Source organism: Bacteroidota bacterium (assembly GCA_016721765.1).
Taxonomy (GTDB): Bacteria; Bacteroidota; Bacteroidia; order UBA4408; family UBA4408; genus UBA4408.
In genome coordinates, this window is record JADKHO010000001.1 from 1484414 (window position 1) to 1505796 (window position 21383).

Below are 21383 nucleotides of genomic sequence, written 5' to 3' on the forward strand. Positions count from 1 at the left end.
TTTAAACAAATGAAAAAAGTAATTCTAGCAGTAGGCCTTTTATTGGCAACTGCGCAATTTAGCAAAGCACAGAAATACGCGTACATCGACAGTGATTATATTTTGGCCAATACGCCCGAATATAAATCCGCACAAACTCAAATAGACAATTTATCCATACAATGGCAAAAAGAAGTAGAAGCCAAGTATGCCGAAATTGACAAGCTTTACAAAGCATTTCAGGCAGAAGAAGTATTGCTTACAGATGAAATGAAAAAGAAGCGTGAAAACGAAATTGTAGCCAAAGAAAAGGAAGCAAAGGATTTGCAAAAACAGCATTTTGGAGTGGATGGCGATTTGTTTAAAAAGCGCCAAGAATTGGTTAAACCCATCCAAGATAAAATATACAACGCCGTAAAAGCAATTGCCGAAAAGGGAACTTATGCAGTTATTTTCGACAAATCGAGCGATTTAAGCATGTTGTATGCAAATCCTAAATACGATAAAAGCGATGATGTATTGGATGCAATGGGTTTGAAAAAGGGATATAAAGCAGCTGATGCAGCTAAAAAGCCGGTAAAAGCACCCGCTCCTAAACCCTCTACCCCGGCAACCGATAAAAAGTAAGTAAACCATTAACTAAACCTAACAAAAGAATGAAGAAAATTGTAAAATTAGCAGCTGTTTTTTTATTAATTGTAGCAACAGCAAGTACAGTAAGTGCACAAAAAGTAGCGCACATTAATTTGAATGATTTATTGTTGCTATTACCTGAGCGCAAAAAAGCAGAAGCTGATATTCAGGAATATGCAAAACAATTGGATGGCCAATTAAAAACCATGAGCAATGAATACGATTCAAAAATTGCGGATTATCAAGCAAAGGAATCCATGATGACCGAACCAATTAAAGCCGATAAACAAAAAGAAATTGGTGATTTGGAAGACCGCATTAAAGCCTTTCAACAAACCGCACAAGAAAGTCTTCAAAAGAAACAAAATGATTTGTTGGAGCCTATGATTGCTACTGCTAAAAAAGCAATTGAAGAAGTAGCCAAAGAGAACGGTTATAAAAATTGCATCGACAGCAGTGCCGGTGTACTTTTATACAGTGATCCTGCAGATGATATCTTGGCATTAGTTAAGAAAAAATTGAACCTAAGCGACGGTGCTTCATCACCGGCAACAGATAAAAAAGAGGAAACAAAAACTCCAGAAAAAAAATCAGGAAAATAGTTCCTTACCAACTTTAATAAACTTAAAATCCTTCCGCTTCATCGGAAGGATTTTTTTATTTCACCCAATTGAGAAATAATGCCTTATAAAAAATTAAAGGAACAATATCAATAAAAAACCGAAAAAGACCGGCCTATGAGAAATTGGCGTTAAGAAATTTGAATTCATTTTTTAGCGCTGGCCCGTGTAAGCAACCCTCGAGCGAGTAACAAAAATATTTCCCAATTACTGAACAAAATCAAGCGCTTGGGTTGCGCGATAAAATTAATTTAAATTTTAGCCAATTGCTCATCAGCCTTGATTTTTTGCTTACTTTTTGATCAAGCAAAAAGTGAGGAAACACCATGAAAAGACGCTCACAAAAATGAAATTCAATTAATAACCAATCGCCAAAAAAATCATCAATAAAAAACCGAAAAAGACCGGCCTATGAGAAATTGGCGTTAAGAAATTTGAATTCATTTTTTAGCGCGGGCCCGTGTAAGCAACCCTCGAGCGAGTAACAAAAATATTTCCCAATTACTGAACAAAATCGAGCGCTTGGGTTGCGTGATAATTAAGGCGAAGCCGAATCACGAATACCTTAAAAAATTAACACAATATGAGTAAAAATGAATTTAAATTTTAGTCAATTGCTCATCAGCCTTGATTTTTTGCTTACTTTTTGATCAAGCAAGAAGTGAGAAAAACACCATAATAAGACGCTTACAAAAATGAAATACAAGATTATGAGCAACACAAAAAACCTCAATTTTAATTTCACCAAGTTTATTTTTTATCTTCACCGGATTGAAAACAAACACTAAAAACCCCATTGGAGTATTCGATTCTGGCTACGGTGGACTTACCGTTTTGAAAGAGATTGTGCGTCAACTCCCGCAATACGATTATCTGTATTTGGGTGATAACGCACGTGCACCTTATGGCACCCGTTCCTTTGAAACAGTGTATGAATACACTTTACAATGTGTAAAAAAATTATTTGAACTCAATTGTAAACTGGTTATACTTGCGTGCAACACAGCATCAGCAAAGGCTTTGCGCACTATACAACAAAAGGACTTAGCAGGCTTAGGTAGCGAAAAGCGCGTGCTTGGCGTGATTCGGCCTACTACCGAGATTGTTGGAAACTACAGCAAAACCGGCCATGTGGGAGTATTGGGAACAAGTGGTACGGTTACATCAAATTCCTATCCAATCGAAATTGAAAAATTCTTTCCTCAGTTGGCAGTTAGCCAGGAAGCTTGCCCCATGTGGGTCCCACTTGTCGAGAACAATGAATTTGAAAGTGCTGGCGCAGATTATTTTATTGAAAAACACATAAGAAGCATTTTGGCAAAGGATAATCAAATTGATACTATCATTTTAGGCTGTACACATTATCCACTACTCATTAATAAAATAAAACAACATTTGCCCGCCTCCATAACATTACTCTCTCAAGGCGAAATTGTAGCCGATGGATTAGCCGACTATTTGCAGCGCCATCCCGAAATGGAAATCCTGTGCAGCAAAGGCTCCAGCCGCGAATTCTACACCACCGATGCCCCCGAAAATTTTGATGCCGCAGCCAGTGTATTTTTTGGAAATGAAGTAAAATCAAAACACATAGGCACATAGCCCAACCCTATATGGCTATGTGCTCTATGCTCCTATGTGTTTCAAAAAAAACTCAAAAAAAAACACATAGGCACATAGACACATAGCCCAACCATTTTGATTCCTATGTGCGCTATGTTCCTATGTGTTTCAAAAAAAAATCACCCTAATATCATCCAAAAACGAAAAGGATATTTATGGACAGCACACTAGTTTTGTAAAAAAATGAAATCAAATGACAAAACAACAATTAGATGAACTTACATACACTGTTTTAGGAGCAGCTATGGAGGTGCACAAAGAACTTGGTCCAGGTTTACTTGAAAGCGTTTATCACAAATGTTTAAAGCATGAATTAAGATCCAGAAGGTTAGAATTTACTTCCGAACTAGCAATTCCAATTAATTATAGAGGAATCGAACTGAGTGCGGATTTGCGATGTGATTTTTTGGTAGAGGATGTCCTTGTAGTTGAAATAAAAGCAGCGGAAGCCATGGCACCAATTCATGAAGCTCAATTATTAACCTATATGAAATTGTTAGAAAAGCCCAAAGGCCTACTCGTTAATTTTAATTGCGTAAATATATTTAAAGAGGGCCAAAAGACACTTGTAAACGCTCATTTTAGAACCCTCCCTCCACACTAAAAATGTGACTAAAACACATCCCTCTATAAACCCTATGTCCCTATGTTCCTATGTGTTTCAAAAAAAAACTCAAAAAAAAACTCTAAAAAAAACACATAGGCACATAGGCACATAGCCCATCACTTTATAAACCCTATGTCCCTATGTTCCTATGTGTTTAAAAAAAAACTCTAAAAAAAACACATAGGCACATAGCCACATAGCCCAATCCTATGTTCCTATGTTCCTATGTGTTTCAAAAAATACTCACATAAAAAAAGGCGACTCTTTTGAAGCCGCCTTTCTTTTTAATAGATCTATTCGAATTAACTACCGTACTGACTTTGTAATTTAGTAAAGTCCTTCTCAAGCTCCTTAGATAAGGCATCTTGTTTGTAGTTTTTACTCATCATCATCAAGCGAGAAATAACACTCATAGCTTGTTGTTTTTCGGTATCGATGGTAGCAGATAAAGCCGGACGCAAAGAGAAATAATATTCCAAGTCACCTTTATAAATTTCGGCTAAACGTTTCACCAATTTATTTCCTTTTTCGAATTCTCCTGCTTTGTAGTAAGCTTCAGCTACAGGCATCATAAAAAAGTTATAGGCAATAATTTTTTCAGGCATCACTTCCATGCATTTATCCAAAGCTTTAATAGCCTTATCTTTCTTGCCTTCTGCCATCAACTGATCCGCCAAACGAGCAAAATTGTTGCGTAAGTTCATGGTCATGCGGATGTTGTTTTCATCCATGTAAATGTCACTTTTATCCATCCCACCCCACACAAATTTTTCCATCACATTTTTGTACATCAAGTCGGTATTTACACGACCCGATTGTCCATCCATAGGTTGCGGAAAACGAGCCGGTATCAGGCGATAAGCCAAGCCTTCCAATTGAAAATAAGGCTCCAAGTTCATGTAAGCATCGTCCCCAACCGTTACTGCAAAATAAATAGGGCGTTTCCAGTTATTGGAAGCGAGAATATCAAAAATTACCAAGTCGTTTTTAAGGATATAATTCTTTTTAATGTTCCAGGTAATTCCTTTAGAAACGTTGGCAGCAAGCTCTTTGGGAACTGTACCATCGTTTACCACTTGTGCCGAATCAACCGGAATAAAAACTTTATTGGTGGGCAAATAACTAAACAATTGTCCCGATTGCATTTCCACTTTATCGTCCGGGTTTTCGCTCGCCACGAATTTTATCAAATCTTGTATGTTGTAATATTTTCCGGTATCAATGCCCATGTTTGGATTTTTGTAGATGGGCACATAATCACGTGTTCCTTGTCTTACTTGGTTGGCAGTAAGTGTTAAGGGTACAGGTTCTGAGTCGTAAGCTTTACGGCGCATCTGATCAATATACCAATCGGTTTGTGCCAGACTTAAGTTCACCACACGCACATCCGTACGCATTCCTTCCACTTCTTGTGCATACCACAAAGGGAAAGTATCGTTATCGCCGTTGGTAAATAAGATAGCATTGGGTGCACAAGAGTTCAAATAATTGAAAGCAAAATCGCGTGCAGTATAACGGTGCGCACGGCTGTGATCGTTCCAACCATCCTTTGCCATCAATACCGGTGCAGCTAGTAAACCAAGCGCTGTAGCAGCAACCGCAGCACCTTGAGGCGAAATCTTTTTACTTAAGAAATCAAATATCGCATAAGCCCCTAATCCAATCCAAATGGCAAAGGCATAAAATGCGCCCACATAGGCATAATCCCGTTCACGCGGCTGGTAAGGCGATTGATTCAAATAAATCACAATAGCCAATCCGGTAAAGAAAAATAAAAGCCCAACAATCAGCGCATCTTGCGTGTCTTTGCGGATGTGAAAAATCAAACCTATGGCACCTAATAAAAAGGGTAACATGTAAAACGTATTGCGTGCTTTATTATTTTTGAAAGACTCCGAAACCTTGGTTTGTGAGCCAATACGGCCATTGTCGATAAACGGAATACCACTCATCCAGTTTCCTTTTAAAATGCTGCCATGCCCTTGAACATCGTTTTGACGGCCACTAAAATTCCACATGAAATAGCGCACAAACATGTGCCCAATTTGGTAGTTAAAGAAGTACTTCATGTTTTCACCAAAAGTAGGCTTCATAATCGTTTCAGGTTCCCCGCGGTTGTTGGTGGTACGTACAGGAGTACCTTTAAAATCGGTCCAGTCTTTATAGCCCGAAACGTGATTGCTTTGACTGCTCCACATACGCGGAAAAACAGTGCAAAATGCAGGGTCGTAGTTGGGAACAGAACTTTTACGGTCGTCTGTAATTATATATTCTCCTTTAGCTTCATCTTTGGTATACACCGGATTTCCATCGCTGTAAGGATTCGCAGGATCAAGTGGTGCATTAAAATATTGTCCGTAGCCAATTGGCCAATCGCCGTATTGCTCGCGGTTGAGGTAAGCAAGCAAGGTTACGGCGTTTTCAGGATTGTTTTCATCCATTGGAGTATTTGCTTGTGAGCGGATAATCAAAGTGAAGAAGGAAGAGTATCCGATTAATATCACACTAAAGCAAAGAATAACTGTATTGGCAACGGGTTTGTTCTTTTTACTGGTGTAGTTTAAGCCCCAAATAATTCCACCAATCAACACCGCAAAAAAGAAAATGGTTCCACTGTTAAATGGCATCCCAAAGGTGTTCACAAAGAGCAATTCGGTTTTAGCCGAAAAGCTTACTACTTTAGGAACAATACCGTTTTGAATAATAACTAAAATGATCACCGAAAGAATCCCGGTAAGGATAAAACCCTTGCGGGATGGAGTGAATTTTTTATAATAGTACACGAAGGTAATGGCAGGAATGGCAAGCAAGTTCAACAAATGGACACCAATACTTAAACCCATTAAATAGGCAATCAATACAATCCAACGCTCGGAATGAGGCTCATCGGCAACACTTTCCCATTTTAAAATGGCCCAAAACACAATAGCAGTAAAGAAAGAAGAAGAAGCATAAACCTCACCTTCTACAGCCGAAAACCAAAAGGAATCAGAAAAAGTATAGGCTAAAGCACCCACTAAACCGCTTCCCATAATGGCAATCAATTTGCCTTGTGTCATTTCGCCGCTGCGTAAGGCAATCTTCTTCGCGAAAGCGGTAATGCTCCAAAACAAAAATAAAATAGTAAAGGCACTGGCTAAAGCCGACATACTGTTCACCATCATTGCTTTGCCGCTGATATCGCTGGCAAACAAAGTGAAAAATCTTCCTAAAAGGTTAAATAACGGCGCACCGGGAGGGTGACCCACTTCTAATTTAAAAGAGGTAGCGATGTACTCCCCGCAGTCCCAAAAACTGGCGGTGGGTTCCATGGTGCTCAAATATACGAAAGCCGCTACCAGAAAGGTTGCCCAGCCAACAACATTATTTAATTTTTGATAATTCTTCATAAGTGAATGCTAAATTTTTTTTACATGAACAGGCGAATTTAGGAAAATAATTGCAGGTCGGTAAATAGGGCTTGCTTTTTAGGGAATTTTATGAAAGGTGATGGAGGTTAAAGAAAAAGGAGCAAGTCCGAAAAACATGCGGAAAATCATGTTTAAATTATGCTATTATTATGATTGCAATCATAAGCGAAAAATGCACTTGGCGTTACTTTCGGAGCATAATTTAAAACTCATCTCAATCTGAAATTCTATGAAAACTAAATCTAAACTTATTGTTGGATGTTGCACGTTAGCTTTGTTTGTGGCTTGCAATTCCGGAACTGAAACACCCGTTGCATCAAGCGAAACGACAGCTGAATCTGCAGCACCACTAACAGGACAATCCGGAGTTCAGGACGATGTTTCTCAAAAAAATGTGGTGCAAATTGCCGTAGGAAGTAAGGATCATACCACATTGGTTACTGCTGTAAAAGCTGCTGAGCTTGTAGATGTTTTAAGTAATGCGGGACCATTTACCGTGTTTGCACCGGTTAACGCGGCTTTCGATAAATTACCAGCAGGTACGGTGGAAGGTTTGTTAAAACCAGAGTCCAAGGAAGCACTCCAAGATATTTTACAATACCATGTGAGTGTAGCAGTTTACAATGTGGATCAATTTACTGACGGGCAGGTAATCGGACAAGTTAATGGTGGAAATATTTCGCTTTCTGTGAAAGATGGAAAGGTGATGATTAATGGTAAGGCAACAATTGTAGCTTCAATAAAAGCGAGTAATGGTGTAATTCACGTAATTGACGAGGTACTTCTGCCTCCTAAGAACTAATTTTTGGTTGATTTCAAAAAGGGTCAGATTGAAATTTCATTCTGGCCTTTTTTATTTTTTGAAATAATGTCAATCCGTTTAAGTACTTAACAAGTAATTGAGCATTTTCCTTCTCTGTGAACTGCTTCGGGAAAGCTCAGCATGACTGCACAGGAATAGTTTTATTGAATTTGCAGTTCCATTAAAGCGTTCACAGGTATACTATTTCGCAAAGTCAAATCGGCCAAAGGAATTTATTGACTAAGTATATACCCGAATAACATTCAGTTTTTATGAAGCAAATCTCTAGATGGGATTGTGAACATTTAAAATTTTTATTTGCATCACAGTAGAAATACTGTGCGCTTTGGCTTTTGCAGTAGTTGCTTGATGCCCCTCAAATAATTCATCCACCGAATCGTCAAAGAGTTTATTCCAGCGTTCAAAATGCTCTAATTTCAGCGAGGATATATGATGCAAATGTTGGTGCAAACTCATGGGTTGACCTGTATATGCACCGGTAAAGAATAAAATATTCTCCCAGAAATTATACATGGTGGGTAAATGCTTTTCCCAATTTACGGGAATAACTTCGCTAAATAGGTAGCTTATTAATTCATCAGCCTTTACCTTTTCATAAAATCGATTCACCAAGAGTACTATATCATCACGGTTTTCAATGTCCTTTTTCATTTTATATTTTTTAAACTGTTATAAATCCTTGTGTCGAAATTTTTTTAGAGAGATAACAAAAGGAATTATTGACCATAAAGTCAATAACAAAAATGCAACTAGCAAGCCTATGGGAGTGCCAAAAAAAACTTTAAAAACAGCGCCGGTATAGCCCATCAATGCAGAGATGTCCATCTGCAATAAAATTAAAATCCTACTCAAATCTATAGGGTTAATTGAACTTACAATCACCATGGCTTTTTCAAGCGGATAATCGGCAAATTGAAAAAGTAGAAAGAGCACAAGTCCATCAAACAATACCGCAAAATAAAGCCACAAGAATATTGCAATGCCAATTCCTTTTGCTTTATCTCGAGTAAGCACAGCAGCTAAAAATGCCATACTCACAAATCCTACAGTAAGCAAGCATCCCGCAAGCACCATCGTGTAGCCAGTAGGATTTTGGTTGTAAACTAAAATGGGAATTCCGGCTCCAACCAAAAAAGAAAAAATAAGTGAACCGCTAATTCCAAGAAACAAGCTCAGCCAGATGGTTCTGCGTTTTATGGGTTGGCTCACCAAGAGCTCAATAAATTCGTTGCTGTTGTAAAGGTAAATAGTGGTAAAGATGATCGAAACCAATGGAACAATAAATAAAATCAGATTAAGAAGACTTAGAAGTCCTTTCGAAACATTGTCGTCGAGCTCAAAAACGCCCATTGAAATTAAAAACAAAAAGAGTGTGTAAAACAATACCAGCTTACTTCGTAGTATATCTACAATAGCATATTTTATTATTTTATTCATAATTGATTTTGTAGCATAAGGCTAGCAATTGCTTTTGACAATTTGCGTTCTCCGGTTTCTGATTTCAAGGTTTCGAGTTGCTTGTGTACTTTTAATTTTCCTTCCACCATATAGGCAACTTGTGTTACTAAATCATCCAGTTCACTAAGCACATGAGAAGTGATAATTATTAATTTCCCTTTTTCTTTTTCGCTGATAATTTTTTTCTTTAAAATTTCTGATGAGAGGGGATCTAGCCCTGCAGTTGGTTCATCTAATATTAAGACGGGTGCGTTAAATAAAAAGGCTAAGCAGGCACTAACTTTTTGTCTCGTTCCTCCAGAAAGGGTGCGCATGCGCTTGTCCATTATTTTACCTAATTCAAATCGTTCGATTAACTCTTCATCTAATTCTGCGTTGTAGGCCTGTCGAATGTCTTTCATCATACTGATGATTTGCCCGATCGTCATGTTTTCAGGGTAGTTTCCGATTTGTGGCATGTAACCGATGTATTTGCGGTAGGCACAATCTTTATCAATATTCTTGCTATTGAATAAAATGGTTCCGGAACTAGGTACTACCATGCCTAAGATGCACTTAATAAAAGTAGTTTTACCACTACCGTTTGGACCTAAAAAGGCAACACACTCACCTTTATTAAAGCTGATGTTTACCTGGTCGAGCGCGGTAAGTTTTCCAAACTTTTTTGTTAAATTGGTGGCAATAATCATAAGCGCAGTGCTTTCATTAATGGGGTATTGTCTTTTAAATTTTCAGGGGTAAGCGAAGGTAAAATTTTTTCAGTTTTGTCAAGAATTGAAACCATAATACTTCTAAACAACATCATGGCCGGAGGGTTGTTTTCAATAATCATAGAAAACATACTAATAGGGCGATAGGGAATGTCTCCAACCTTATCTTTATTTAAATCATAGCCTTCGTATTTATCCCAATAATTACCATTAAACGTATTTAAAACTAAAGAGCCATTGGTGGCCACATCAAAGGTATTGGCAATAAAATTATTTTTGGTAAAGGCAATATCCATGCAGCTTGCCTGAATTTTCATGGCCCAGCCGTTGTGCTCAAAGTTGTTCTTTTGGGCTTCAATTCTACTGGTACCTTCCATTAAAATTCCCACAGTGTTTTTCGAAAAAGTATTTCCGTTAATATAACTGTCGGAAATTTCTTTCAGCAAGAGGCCATAGGCTGCATCGCCCCAATTTTCTTCAAACACATTGTTAAACATTTTTACGTGATTGGTAAACATTACCGCTACGCCTGCACCGTTATTTTTAAATATATTTCCGATGTAACTGTCGTTATTCGAAAACATAAAGTGTAAGCCATAACGCAAATTCTGTTTGGATACATTGAGCCAGATTAAGGAATTGGTTACAAACTCAAAATAAATTCCATCACGATGCCCGCTAACTGAATTTCCGATAATTTGTATGCTGTCGCTTTTCCAACAATGAATACCGTTACCAATTTCTTGTTCTTCAATGCCGGAAGATTTTAATTGATTGTTTTTGATGATACAACTTGTGCCATATTGCACGTAAATGCCGAAAAAGGTATCCTCTAAATTGTTGTCGCTAATGGTAACATATTTGCTGTCGTAAATTTTTATTCCTGCCGGATCATCTAAGGTTCCATTGCCGGTATGCTGAATTTTAAAGCCTCTAACTAATACATGATTTGCTTTTATTGAAACAATTTCGCTGTGATAATCTCCATCGAGAATAGGATAATTAATTCCGATTACTGAAATGGATTTATTGATTATAATATTTTTTTCATGATAAACTCCTGCATGTACAATTACGGAATCACCTGTTTTAGCGGCACTAATAGCATTGTGAATACTTTTGTACGCCAAATTTGTTCCAACCTGTAATTGGTGCCCTTCTGCTTTATGCAAGCAAGTGGAATAAATAAATAAAGCGACAACGAAACGCAGGTATGTTCTCATGGCTACTTAGTGGAAAATGTCTTCCCAAAGCACTTGTTTGCCTTTCACTTTTTGAAGGGTAATTAGTAAACTGTCGTTGGATGAAAAAACGGCGATATTTCCACCCATTGGACTTTTTAGCGCATCACTTGAAAGCAAAAATGCATTTTTGGATGGTATTAGCAGATGCTTTCCGCAGAAGTCGGTAAAGTAAATTTCACGAATCATCTCCATTTGCATTTCGCCCGAATTTAAGGCTTCAAGCATACAATGAATTTCATCGTATTTAATCACCTTTCCTTTTTGTGTTACTAGTTCAACACCAAATCGCACATCGCTAATAGTCATTTTGCAAAAGGAACAATTGTCTTTGCCAACACGAATAGGCTCAGGCAAATTACTGCATGCCGCAAAAAGAAGAATGAAAAAAAGTCCAAGAATACTGCTAAATCGTGACATTTATTTGTTTGTTACTATGCTTATGATAAAAATAAACTTACCAGGCTTAAAGGAAATTAGAACTTGAATTGTTCTTAAAAATTAAATTTTAAAACTAAGTGCAAAAAGGTTTCACGCAGTTCACAAATGATATATATTCAATAAATATTCATGTGCTCTTTGTGTTTTTTTGTGGGCTCGATGTTTTTTCCACACAGCTAACCTATCGGAACAAATTAGTTTAATTTTTTAGCTTGCCTCCAACCCAAAAATACAAGTAGTAAAAGTAACAATCCAACCCCTACAAATATCCATCCTCCAACATCAGGTACAGAATAAGCGCCAAAATTTAAGAGTTGTTTGAATCCAATTAAGGGTGGTTGATAAGACATGCCCGGAACGACAATGGCAGCTTCCGGGTTGAGGTTATGTCCATAGTTGTATTCCCATTTCCAGAAATCAGCCATAGCTATAATTCCGAACGATACGAATAAAACAAACACTACATTCATCCATTTCCTTTTACCTATTGCAGCCACGACCCAAAGGCTAAGACTAAAAAAAAGAATGAGGTAGGGTAGTAGTGTAAATTCAATAAAATCTTCAGTATGCAATGTTTTCATGCCAATGTAATGGTTTAAGCCATTAATGATATCTACGTTGCCTCCCAATTTATTGGCATAAATCAACAGGTTGAGGCCTTCGGGATATTGTGGCGCATCCAAATCAATTCGCCACATGGGCACGAAAAGTACAGCAATTAAGGCAATCCCACACAAGCCAAGTAAGGCCCGCATCATCCAATTCAACGTATCTTTTTTCACAGGTAATCTTAAATAGGAAAAGTGAGAACTGCTTAAAATTTCAATCAAAACTTAACACAAAAACAAAAAAATGATTGCAATTTTTTTTCCAAGCAGAACTCACCTTTCCAGGTTAATTATTTTGTTTCACCGGCTGCCGCAGCAGGTTGATTTTTTCCGGTACTAAAAGTTAATGGCACATTGCTTCCTGCAGGCGAAACGCGCACATAACCTTGCATTTCTTGATGTAGCGCACTACAAAAATCCGTGCAATACATGGGTGAAATTCCAACGCGCTCGGGTATCCATTTCAAGGTTTGAGTTTCTCCCGGCATAATCAGTAACTCGCCATTGATAGCACCCTTTACAGCAAATCCATGCGGCACATCCCAATCTTGTTCCAGGTTGGTAACATGAAAATATACTTCGTCGCCCATGCGAACACCTTCAATATTATCAGGAGTAAAATGCGAACGAATTGCCGTCATGTAAACATGCACTTTGTTTCCTTCACGAATAACTTTTGCCTCTTTTTCACCCATGCTCCTATAAGCATGTTTGTTCTCTTCAATTTTGAAAATTTTTCGAGATTTATTTTTTATAATATCCGCTGCACAAGCTTGAGCATAGTGTGGTTCACCAATAGTGGGGAAATCCAAAATCAATTGCATTTTGTCTCCGCTAATATCATACAATTGCGCACTTTGTGATAATTCAGGACCGGTAGGTAAGTAACGATCTTTGGTAATTTTGTCGTAAGCAATTAAGTATTTAGCATTTGGTGTTTTGCTATCTCCGCCGGGGATACACAAGTGGCCAACGGAATAATAGGTTGGAACCCTATCCAATACCTTCAAATCTTTAATATTCCATTTAACAACTTCCGATGAAACAAAGAAGGAAGTATAAGCATTTCCTTTGCCATCAAATTCGGTATGAAGCGGCCCTAAACCTGGTTTTTTAACCTCGCCATAAAGCGCACTTTCATATTTAATTACCGGAATTCCATCGTAATCACCCGTGAATTCTTTCGCGGCAATTGCGGCTATTATTTTATCGTAACTAAACACTGGAATTAACGCAGCCAACTTTCCACTTCCCACAATGTATTGTCCGGTTGGATCTACATCGCATCCATGCGGAGATTTAGGGCAAGGAATAAAGTAGCAAAGATCTTTCAACTCTTTAGAATCCAAAACAATTACTTCAGTTTTAATTTCCGAAGTGGCACTATGTGTAAAATCGCTATAGCTGTTGTGTGCATATTTCACAGCTTGTTTACGCCCTTTGCCGGCCTTTAAATATTCTTCGGCTTTTTTCCAATTCACTGCCATAATAAAGTCTTTGTCTCTTTGTGAAGCGTTTACTTCTAAGAGCGAATTTGCTTGTTCGGTATTGTAGCAAGAAAAGAAAAACCAACCATGTGAAACGCCTTTACCGGCACGACTCAAATCGAAATTAACACCTGGGCATTGAATTTGAAATGCAATGTCCATATTTCCATCCTCCTTGCCAACGCTAATAAAACTAAGTGTTCCTTTAAAGTTTTGCTTGTAAGTATTAATAGGCACATCTCCATTCGCATCATCCGGCGGAACGCTAAAACGGGTTCCGGCAACAACGTACTCGGTATTTTCTGTAATAAAAGGAGAAGAGTGATTTCCGCCGCTATTGGGTAACTCAATAATTTCTGCGGTGCGGAAAGTGGTTAAATCTATTCGTGCAACGCGTGGTGTATTATTGGCATTTGCAAAGCACCAACGCCCATCAATTTCACCACTTGTTTTACTTAATTGAGTATGGTGTAAATCATCCCAAGGCACTATACCATGGGAGGTATTCAACATGGGTTTCGTTTCTTCTGAATAGCCCCAACCTTTTTCCGGGTCAACTGAAAAAACAGGAATTACTCTTAACAAGCGACCAGATGGCAATCCATATACGCTCATTTGTCCGCTAAATCCACCACTTACAAAGTTGTAAAATTCATCGTATTTTCCCGGTGCAACATAAGCCTTTGATGAGGCATCAGAACTCACTGCGTTTCCAACATTTTTGGGTTTGCATCCTGTCCATCCCATTGCAACCATGCTTGCAATAAGTGAAGTAAAAATTATTTTTTTTGTTTTCATGTGTTGTGTTTTATGAATCTTATTTATTTTATTCCATCGTTTTTACGCATATACTCTAATAAGCTGAGCGCTTCGTCGTCGCTCAAACTTTGGTTGGGCATGCGTACTAAGCAAATTTCCAATTGGGCTTGCGCTTTAGGATCTTTATTTAACATCGCATCGGTATTGGTAATAAAATTCAGAATCCAAGCCGGAGAATTGCGCGTAGTAACTCCTTTCCAGCCTGGACCTACTAATTTTTCATCAGTAAGCTTATGACATGAGGAACATTTTACATCAAAAATTTTATTGCCTGAAGTTGCCAATGCTTCATTTAGTGCGGCATCCAATTTTACATCACTAAATTTTCCCTCTCCGCGGTTGGGATCATAGGATGGGTTTCCGTTTTCGGTAGTTGAATTTTCAGGGGCATTGGATATAGGCCCGTTATTGCTTGATGGTGTTTCTTGATTTCCGCAGGCAATTACAAAAAATGCAAGCATTCCAAGTACTGTTATTTTTTTCATAGAGATAAGTATTATTTGTTTTTGTTGCAGCAAAACTAGGAAGCTGCTTCCTGCTCGCTTATGCGTACAGTCATAACATTTTTATATTCCTGCTCCATGAAAACAGAGCAGCCATTTTCCTACTTGCTCTAATTGTTGCGATTATTGCCTTTGCAAAGGATTAGGAGGAGTGTCAAAGTCTAAAAGTGATTTTAATCATATCCTTACTTGTTAAAAATCATCTTTTGAAAAAGCAGTTACTATTAACTTCGTTGAATCATAAACCCCTTTTGCATATGATAGATATTGATCTTTTATTAGCTACCGGAGCCACTTACAAAAAAGTAGCCAGGGAGGAAGTGATATTTGAAGAAGGAGGGTCATGTGTTTATTATTATCAGCTGGTAAGTGGAAGGGTAAAGTGGATTAACATTAATGACGCAGGCAAGGAATTTATTCAAAATATTATTGAACCCGGCGAAAGTTTTGGCGAACTGCCATTGTTTGATGATGGACCTTATGCAGCTTCCTGTATAGCCGAAAAAGATTCAGTAATTATTCGTTTACCTAAAGCTTATTTTTTGCAACTGCTGGATGAATGTCCGGATTTGCATTTTAAATTTTCTCGCCTACTTGCGCAGCGCTTGCGTTACAAATTCTTAATTCTTAAAACAATAGCATCCGAAAATCCACAGGCTCGTATTGCAACCCTCCTCAATCATTTAAAAAAGGAATGCGAATGTTCAAAGCATAAAATGGAGGTAAAACTTACGCGGCAACAAATAGCTAATATGACCGGACTTCGCGTTGAAACAGTGATTCGTGAAATTAAGAAACTCGATAAATGTCATGCTGTGAGTATTGAACATGGTAAGGTGTATGTCTAAGAACATATTCTTTTAGCTTTAACGTACTGCTGTAATTCCAAGTTGATTATGATTTGAGTCATAAGCACTTTTGCTATTTTCTGAGCTATTTTGCAAGAAAAAAATTATGCAGTACAGCATTCAAAAATGGATTAGAATAGCACTTTTTAATTTAGCTCTTATTGCTTTCATCGGTTTTGTACTGCGTTATAAAATCGCATTTTCCCTGCCTTTCGTGGATCAAAAGCATTTGCTTCAAGCTCATTCGCACTTTGCATTTTCGGGTTGGATTTCACATGCATTAATGGCTTTAATGGTTTCTTTTCTCTCGGAAAAAGGATTAGAAAAGGCCTTTAAAAAATACCATTGGCTATTGGTGTTAAATTTAGTTTCAGCTTATGGAATGTTACTCTGTTTTCCTTTTCAGGGATATGGTTTATTTAGTATCACCTTTTCGACCCTCTCTATTTTAACAGCATATTTGTTTACGCTGTTTTTCTGGAAAGATTTAAATCGTAATAAAATAACCGAAACTGCTGGCCTATGGTTTAAGGCAGCCTTGTTTTTTAATGCGCTTTCTTCCTTGGGAGCCTTCGCACTCTCGTTTATGATGGCCAATAAAATCATTCATCAAAATTGGTACTTAGCAGCCATTTATTTTTTTCTGCATTTTCAATACAACGGTTGGTTTTTCTTTGCTTGTGGAGGTTTGTGGTTTGCGAAATTACGAAAGATGAACTTGTATTTTACAAATGAAAAATTAATTTTTGCCTTATTTGCTTTTGCCTGTATCCCCACTTATTTTTTATGTGTGCTTTGGTTAAAAATGAATTTGGTAGTGTATTTAATTATTGTATTGTCTGCAATACTACAAGTAATTGCCCTTTATTTATTAGTGAAGGAAATAAAGAGAAATATTCCACACGTAAAGTCAACATCTTTAAAAATCGGCAGCAATTTATTTGCATTGTCACTTGTTGCATTCACTATTAAAATAGTGCTTCAATTGCTCTCCACCATTCCTGCGCTCAATCAATTGGCCTATGGGTTTAGGCCAATAGTTATTGGCTATTTGCATTTGGTGTTGTTAGGATTTATTACCTTATTTATTTTGGCTTATGCCACTGGAATTCATGTAATCCAATACAACAGCAGGATGGTAAATGGAGCAATTATTTTTGCTTCAGGCATCATTATCAACGAAATTTTGCTCTTGTTTCAGGGCACTGCAGCCATGGAGCTTATCAGCATTCCTTTTAATAACGAAATGCTGTTGGGTGCAGCGTTTATTCTGTTTAGCGGAGCTTTCCTTTTGTTTGTAAGTCAAAAAAATGTGAAAACTACCTTACCAAATTGATGCACTGCTTTTTAAAGCCTAGATTCAGTGCGCACTAAATCCCGCCGGGATTTATGACTACGAATTTTAATCCATACAACCATTTCTTAAAAGCCAAACGCTAACTCATCAATTTAGCAATCACCTCCGCAGAATCTCAACACTTTTAATAGAAATTTGGAATAAAAAAATGCCTGCCATCCCTTTGTTGGAATGAAGGCATTTTGAGGACTTCAGTTTGTTATTACAATTCGTTAGAAGCATTGGTAAATATACCACCTGTGATTTCAAGTGAATCGATAGGCGAAGTAAAAGTTTTAGCTTTAAAGTGAAAAGTACCCGTTGCTTTGTAGGTTGAACCATCCACGGTATAGCTGGTAACAATCAATTCACCGCTAGTGGAATTGTATTGTTTGCCGGAAGCATTTTTGTAATATCCGTTGCTAAACGACATCAATTGATAGGTGGCGGGAGCGCTGCCCACAAAATAAAATTCCACTTTCGAACCATCGGTAGCAGTTAAAGTCATGGTATTTTTAATAGTACCATTATCGTTGAAAACCCCTATATAAGGCTTGGTCACACTAAATGAATTGGCTCCTATTTTAAAGCTGGCTTCGCGTGCAGTGCTGGTTTCTTCGGTTTTAGTATCATCGTCTTTTTTGCAAGAACTCATAACAAGTGTTGCGCTTGCAAGAAGCAACACCAGTGTTTTTAAACTTTTTTTCATGATTTGGGTTTTATAATTTTTGCAAAGGTACGACTATATAAAGCTACCCTGCCTGAAATTCCTTAAATGTGCTAAAAACCTATTCTGCGGTAGGCAAAAAAGACGAGGCTATAAAAGCAATTTAACTTGTGATGCTTACCTTTGCAACTTTATCAAATAACCCTAAAAATAAAGCCCTTGTTTCATACACCAAAAATTACGAAGGGATTGCTTTTTATAGCCCTAAGCATTCAAAGCCTTGCGCTAAGTGCACAAAATAATTTTACCATTATCAGTTATGGTACCAACGCCTATTTTCCACGCGAAGTCTTTTTTGGCGATACCGGCGAAGTATATCAAGTTGGGCAATGCAGCGTGCGCGGAACCATCAACAATGAAGTGAGTTGGAATGGCTACTGTTACACTCCGCTATACATTATGGGCGGTTGTTCACCCTCCCTTGCCAATACTTTTGTGGTGGGAAAAGGCGGACTTATCCGCAAGAACAGCGATTGCGAAATATTTGGAAGCTGGAGCGATCAGGTGAGTGGGATTTCAGATACCCTTTACAGCATTAAATTTTTTGATATTCAAAATGGGGTATGTGTGGGACAAAATGGAAGGATATTGCGCACCACCAACAATGGCAAGCAATGGAGCATTATTTCCAGCGGAACTACAGCTTCTTTGCGCAACTTGCAAATTATTTCCGACAGTAGTCTCATCGCTTGCGGCGGAAATGGCACCATTTTAAAATCGAACGACCGTGGTTTGACCTGGACTCCACAAACCAGTGGTGTTACAACACTCTTGAATGATATTGATTTTGTTGGAAGCGATACAGGTTATGCGGTAGGAAGAGCAGGACTGATGCTGAATACAACTGATGGTGGATTAACCTGGAACAGCGTGGCAACAGGAGTTACGTCAAACATTGCTGCATTGGATTTTGTGAGCGGATTGGTAGGGATGATTGCCGGTGATGCCGGAGTGGTTAAACGAACCATTGATGGTGGCCAAAGCTGGACAAGCCTGCCTTTTTCAACTTTCTACCCATTGATGGACATTAAATTTAAAAACAAGCAGGTGGGCTATTTGTTAAGCAATTTTGATTTTTATAAAACTACCGATGGAGGAATAAACTGGCACATTGTGGGTGGAACCCTTGAATCTGTGCGCTATGTGAATGATACTATCCTTTTTGCTGTTGGGGACGACAATGTAAGTAAATCAACCGATGGGGGTTTGAATTGGAAAGTTAGTCATCCAATTAACTCCATTCATTGGTACGATTGCGCATTCCCAAGTCAGGATACCGGCTACATTTGTGGTACGAGTGGTAAAATCATGAAAACGCTTGACGGGGGAAACACCTATACACAGCAAACTACGAATGCTCCCGCGAATGCCTATTATTTTGGCATGCATTTCTTCACTAAAAATAAAGGAATTGCAGTGGGGTCCGACTATATGATTTCGCGTACCAATAATGGCGGACAAACCTGGACTACCACCAATTCTTATAGTTCCAATACCTACTCTTATTACGATGTGTTTTTTATTAACAATCAAGTTGGATGGATTTGCGGTTCTATGGGAACACTGCGTAAAACGGTGGATGGTGGGGCAACTTTCACTAACCAAGTGAGTGGAGTAACAAAATTCTTGCTTTCTATCTATTTCTTAACGCCGCTTAAAGGATTTGTTTGTGGCGAAGGAGGCACCTTACTGAAAACGCTGGATGGCGGGGCCACCTGGACCAATTCACAGTTTGGATTAAGCTCTAACTTTTATAGCATTGCTTTTCGCGATTCGCTTCATGGTTTTATATCGGGCGATAACCAAATTCTTTATGAAACCAACGATGGGGGTACCACATGGAAGTATATCAATAACAATTTTACAATTAAAGCCATGACGTTTAGAAACCAGTACTATGGCTATGCGGTTGGACCATATAGCAATCACTTGTATTATGATCCTTTTAAAGTGTTTAATGGTTACTCCCGAGTATGTAAAGGCAGCAACAACAGCTTTGTTGGGAAATTGATTCCGGGAATAACCATACAACCCGGCAATAATTTTATTATGGAAATGGATACTACCGGAGACGATTTTTCGGATGCTCTTTTTCTGGGTGCTTTTCCGGATACGGTATCCACAGGATATTGGAATTATACCATTCCGTATTCGCTTAAACCAGGAACCTATAAAACCCGGGTAAGAGCCACCAACATGAGCCCTGTGAAAAGTTCACTCACTACCAACATGACCGTTTACGATGATCCTGAAGCAGCCATAAGCATTCGAAACGATACGCTTTTCACGGCTTATAATTCCAAATATGTGTACCAATGGTGGCGCGATTTTACTTTGATTACAGGGGCAAACACCTATTATTATGTGCCAACACTTAGTGGAAAATATACCGTTAGGGTGCAGTATGGCTGCTGTTCCTATGCGCAAGATGTGCTCACGTTAAACTCCTGTCCCGGTGGCTTTTTGGCTCAGCCCACACTGGCAAGTCCCTATGTTATTATTTGTGACAGTTCATCTACCACACTAAGTGCAAGTGGTGCGGCGAATTATCATTGGTACGACAGCGATACATCTACCACCATTTTAAGTTCATCAGCAAGCTACACGACGCCAATAATTACCACACGCGACTCATTTTATGTGGCAGCATATAATGATAGTTGTGAGAGTGCCAGGGTACTTATTGACGTTTATGTAACTAATCCTTATCCGGCACCCACCGTTACCGGCGACAGCGTTTGTGCGGGCTCCAGCGTATTTTTAGTTTCGGCTTATGGCAGCTATAGTTACTGGTATACCGATTCGTTAAACGGCACGCTTTTAAAAACTGCTGCTACTTATTACATCCCAAATTTACAAGCCACCGATACCTTTTATGTAAGCAATTTTAATTACCAATGCGAAAGCACACGAACACCTGTAATAGCCTATGCCTATGAAGCCCCGGCTACAACTTTAATAGCAGGCGATACAGCGGTAACTATCGGCGATACAGCAGCCTATGCTTACACACCAGCACCCGGAAACAGCATCCAATGGTTTGTAAGAGGTGGAACCCTACTCAGCAACAACGATTCTTTAGAGGTGAAATGGGCCGACTCTACTACTACGGCTGCTATTGGAATTATTGAAACCAACGCAACAGGCTGTTCTTCCGACACAGTTTGGTTGCAAGTAGAGGTTGATTTAGCTATTGCGGTTCCTGAAATAAGGGCTACACAATTTGGCATTCATCCCAATCCCGCCAACAACCGTTTGCTTATTGAGCGAAAGGAAACTGCTAACAGCGAAATTTACAGCATTTACCAAAGCAATGGAAAATTAGAGCAAAAGCTCCAAGTGCCAGCCGGGAAAAGGCAGGTGCAAGTAGATACATCAAAATATGCCAATGGAACGTATTTTATTCGCAGCAATGGAGCAAAACAGGGAGAGCTTAAGTTTGTTATCCTCCACAACTAGCGATTTTAGAGTGATTTCCTAAAAAAATTGCAGAGGACTACCTGTTTTCTA

The 21383-nt window shown here is 38.5% G+C and carries 18 protein-coding genes; 8 read left to right on the forward strand and 10 right to left on the reverse strand.

The window, feature by feature from the left end; translation table 11 throughout:
* Positions 1-9 precede the first annotated feature (9 nt).
* The 4 genes from IPP32_05210 to IPP32_05225 all read left to right on the forward strand — a co-directional run bounded on the left by IPP32_05210 (position 10) and on the right by IPP32_05225 (position 3459).
* Positions 10-606: an OmpH family outer membrane protein gene (locus tag IPP32_05210; protein ID MBL0047482.1), complete on the forward strand. Its 597-nt coding sequence runs from the start codon at positions 10-12 to the stop codon at positions 604-606.
* 29 nt (positions 607-635) lie between these two features.
* Complete coding sequence (locus IPP32_05215; protein ID MBL0047483.1) at positions 636-1214, forward strand: OmpH family outer membrane protein; 579 nt, start codon at positions 636-638, stop codon at positions 1212-1214.
* A gap of 789 nt (positions 1215-2003) precedes the next feature.
* On the forward strand, positions 2004-2834 hold the full coding sequence (murI, locus tag IPP32_05220; protein MBL0047484.1) for a glutamate racemase: 831 nt from the start codon (positions 2004-2006) through the stop codon (positions 2832-2834).
* Between the two features lie 214 nt (positions 2835-3048).
* On the forward strand, positions 3049-3459 hold the full coding sequence (locus tag IPP32_05225; protein ID MBL0047485.1) for a GxxExxY protein: 411 nt from the start codon (positions 3049-3051) through the stop codon (positions 3457-3459).
* 305 nt (positions 3460-3764) lie between these two features.
* Here the strand turns inward: IPP32_05225 and IPP32_05230 are convergent, their stop codons facing one another.
* Positions 3765-6851 carry a DUF2723 domain-containing protein gene (locus tag IPP32_05230; protein ID MBL0047486.1) on the reverse strand — a complete coding sequence of 1029 codons (3087 nt, stop codon included), beginning with the start codon at positions 6849-6851 and terminating at the stop codon, positions 3765-3767.
* A 250-nt stretch (positions 6852-7101) separates the two neighbouring features.
* Here IPP32_05230 and IPP32_05235 point away from each other — a divergent pair, with 250 nt between their 5' ends.
* Positions 7102-7674 carry a fasciclin domain-containing protein gene (locus IPP32_05235; protein MBL0047487.1) on the forward strand — a complete coding sequence of 191 codons (573 nt, stop codon included), beginning with the start codon at positions 7102-7104 and terminating at the stop codon, positions 7672-7674.
* 285 nt (positions 7675-7959) lie between these two features.
* Here the strand turns inward: IPP32_05235 and IPP32_05240 are convergent, their stop codons facing one another.
* From IPP32_05240 to IPP32_05275, 8 genes are all read right to left on the reverse strand, one after another.
* A complete protein-coding gene (locus IPP32_05240; protein ID MBL0047488.1) occupies positions 7960-8346 on the reverse strand; it encodes a group III truncated hemoglobin in 387 nt (128 codons plus the stop codon).
* 18 nt (positions 8347-8364) lie between these two features.
* Positions 8365-9132: an ABC transporter permease subunit gene (locus IPP32_05245; protein ID MBL0047489.1), complete on the reverse strand. Its 768-nt coding sequence runs from the start codon at positions 9130-9132 to the stop codon at positions 8365-8367.
* Positions 9129-9842, reverse strand: a complete 714-nt coding sequence (locus tag IPP32_05250) for an ABC transporter ATP-binding protein (protein ID MBL0047490.1) — start codon at positions 9840-9842, stop codon at positions 9129-9131. The genes IPP32_05245 and IPP32_05250 overlap by 4 nt, the downstream gene beginning before the upstream one ends.
* On the reverse strand, positions 9839-11086 hold the full coding sequence (locus tag IPP32_05255) for a nitrous oxide reductase family maturation protein NosD (protein MBL0047491.1): 1248 nt from the start codon (positions 11084-11086) through the stop codon (positions 9839-9841). The genes IPP32_05250 and IPP32_05255 overlap by 4 nt, the downstream gene beginning before the upstream one ends.
* A gap of 6 nt (positions 11087-11092) precedes the next feature.
* Complete coding sequence (locus IPP32_05260; protein ID MBL0047492.1) at positions 11093-11524, reverse strand: nitrous oxide reductase accessory protein NosL; 432 nt, start codon at positions 11522-11524, stop codon at positions 11093-11095.
* Between the two features lie 215 nt (positions 11525-11739).
* Positions 11740-12327 (reverse strand): hypothetical protein, encoded by a 588-nt coding sequence (locus tag IPP32_05265; GenBank protein ID MBL0047493.1) that lies wholly within the window; start codon positions 12325-12327, stop codon positions 11740-11742.
* Positions 12328-12443: 116 nt separating this feature from the next.
* Positions 12444-14438 carry a Sec-dependent nitrous-oxide reductase gene (nosZ, locus tag IPP32_05270; protein MBL0047494.1) on the reverse strand — a complete coding sequence of 665 codons (1995 nt, stop codon included), beginning with the start codon at positions 14436-14438 and terminating at the stop codon, positions 12444-12446.
* 23 nt (positions 14439-14461) lie between these two features.
* Entirely contained in the window at positions 14462-14944 is a 483-nt protein-coding gene (locus IPP32_05275; GenBank protein ID MBL0047495.1) for a cytochrome c, read from the reverse strand.
* Between the two features lie 275 nt (positions 14945-15219).
* Between IPP32_05275 and IPP32_05280 the strand changes: the two genes are divergently transcribed.
* Both IPP32_05280 and IPP32_05285 read left to right on the forward strand, forming a co-directional pair.
* Positions 15220-15810 (forward strand): Crp/Fnr family transcriptional regulator, encoded by a 591-nt coding sequence (locus IPP32_05280; GenBank protein ID MBL0047496.1) that lies wholly within the window; start codon positions 15220-15222, stop codon positions 15808-15810.
* A gap of 106 nt (positions 15811-15916) precedes the next feature.
* The gene (locus IPP32_05285; GenBank protein ID MBL0047497.1) at positions 15917-17146 is read left to right on the forward strand and encodes a hypothetical protein; all 1230 of its coding nucleotides are present in this window, start codon (positions 15917-15919) and stop codon (positions 17144-17146) included.
* Between the two features lie 223 nt (positions 17147-17369).
* Here IPP32_05285 and IPP32_05290 read toward each other — a convergent pair whose 3' ends face one another.
* Positions 17370-17855, reverse strand: coding sequence for a hypothetical protein (locus tag IPP32_05290; protein MBL0047498.1), 486 nt, complete (start codon positions 17853-17855; stop codon positions 17370-17372).
* A gap of 177 nt (positions 17856-18032) precedes the next feature.
* Between IPP32_05290 and IPP32_05295 the strand changes: the two genes are divergently transcribed.
* Positions 18033-21332 carry a T9SS type A sorting domain-containing protein gene (locus IPP32_05295; protein MBL0047499.1) on the forward strand — a complete coding sequence of 1100 codons (3300 nt, stop codon included), beginning with the start codon at positions 18033-18035 and terminating at the stop codon, positions 21330-21332.
* Positions 21333-21383: the final 51 nt, after the last annotated feature.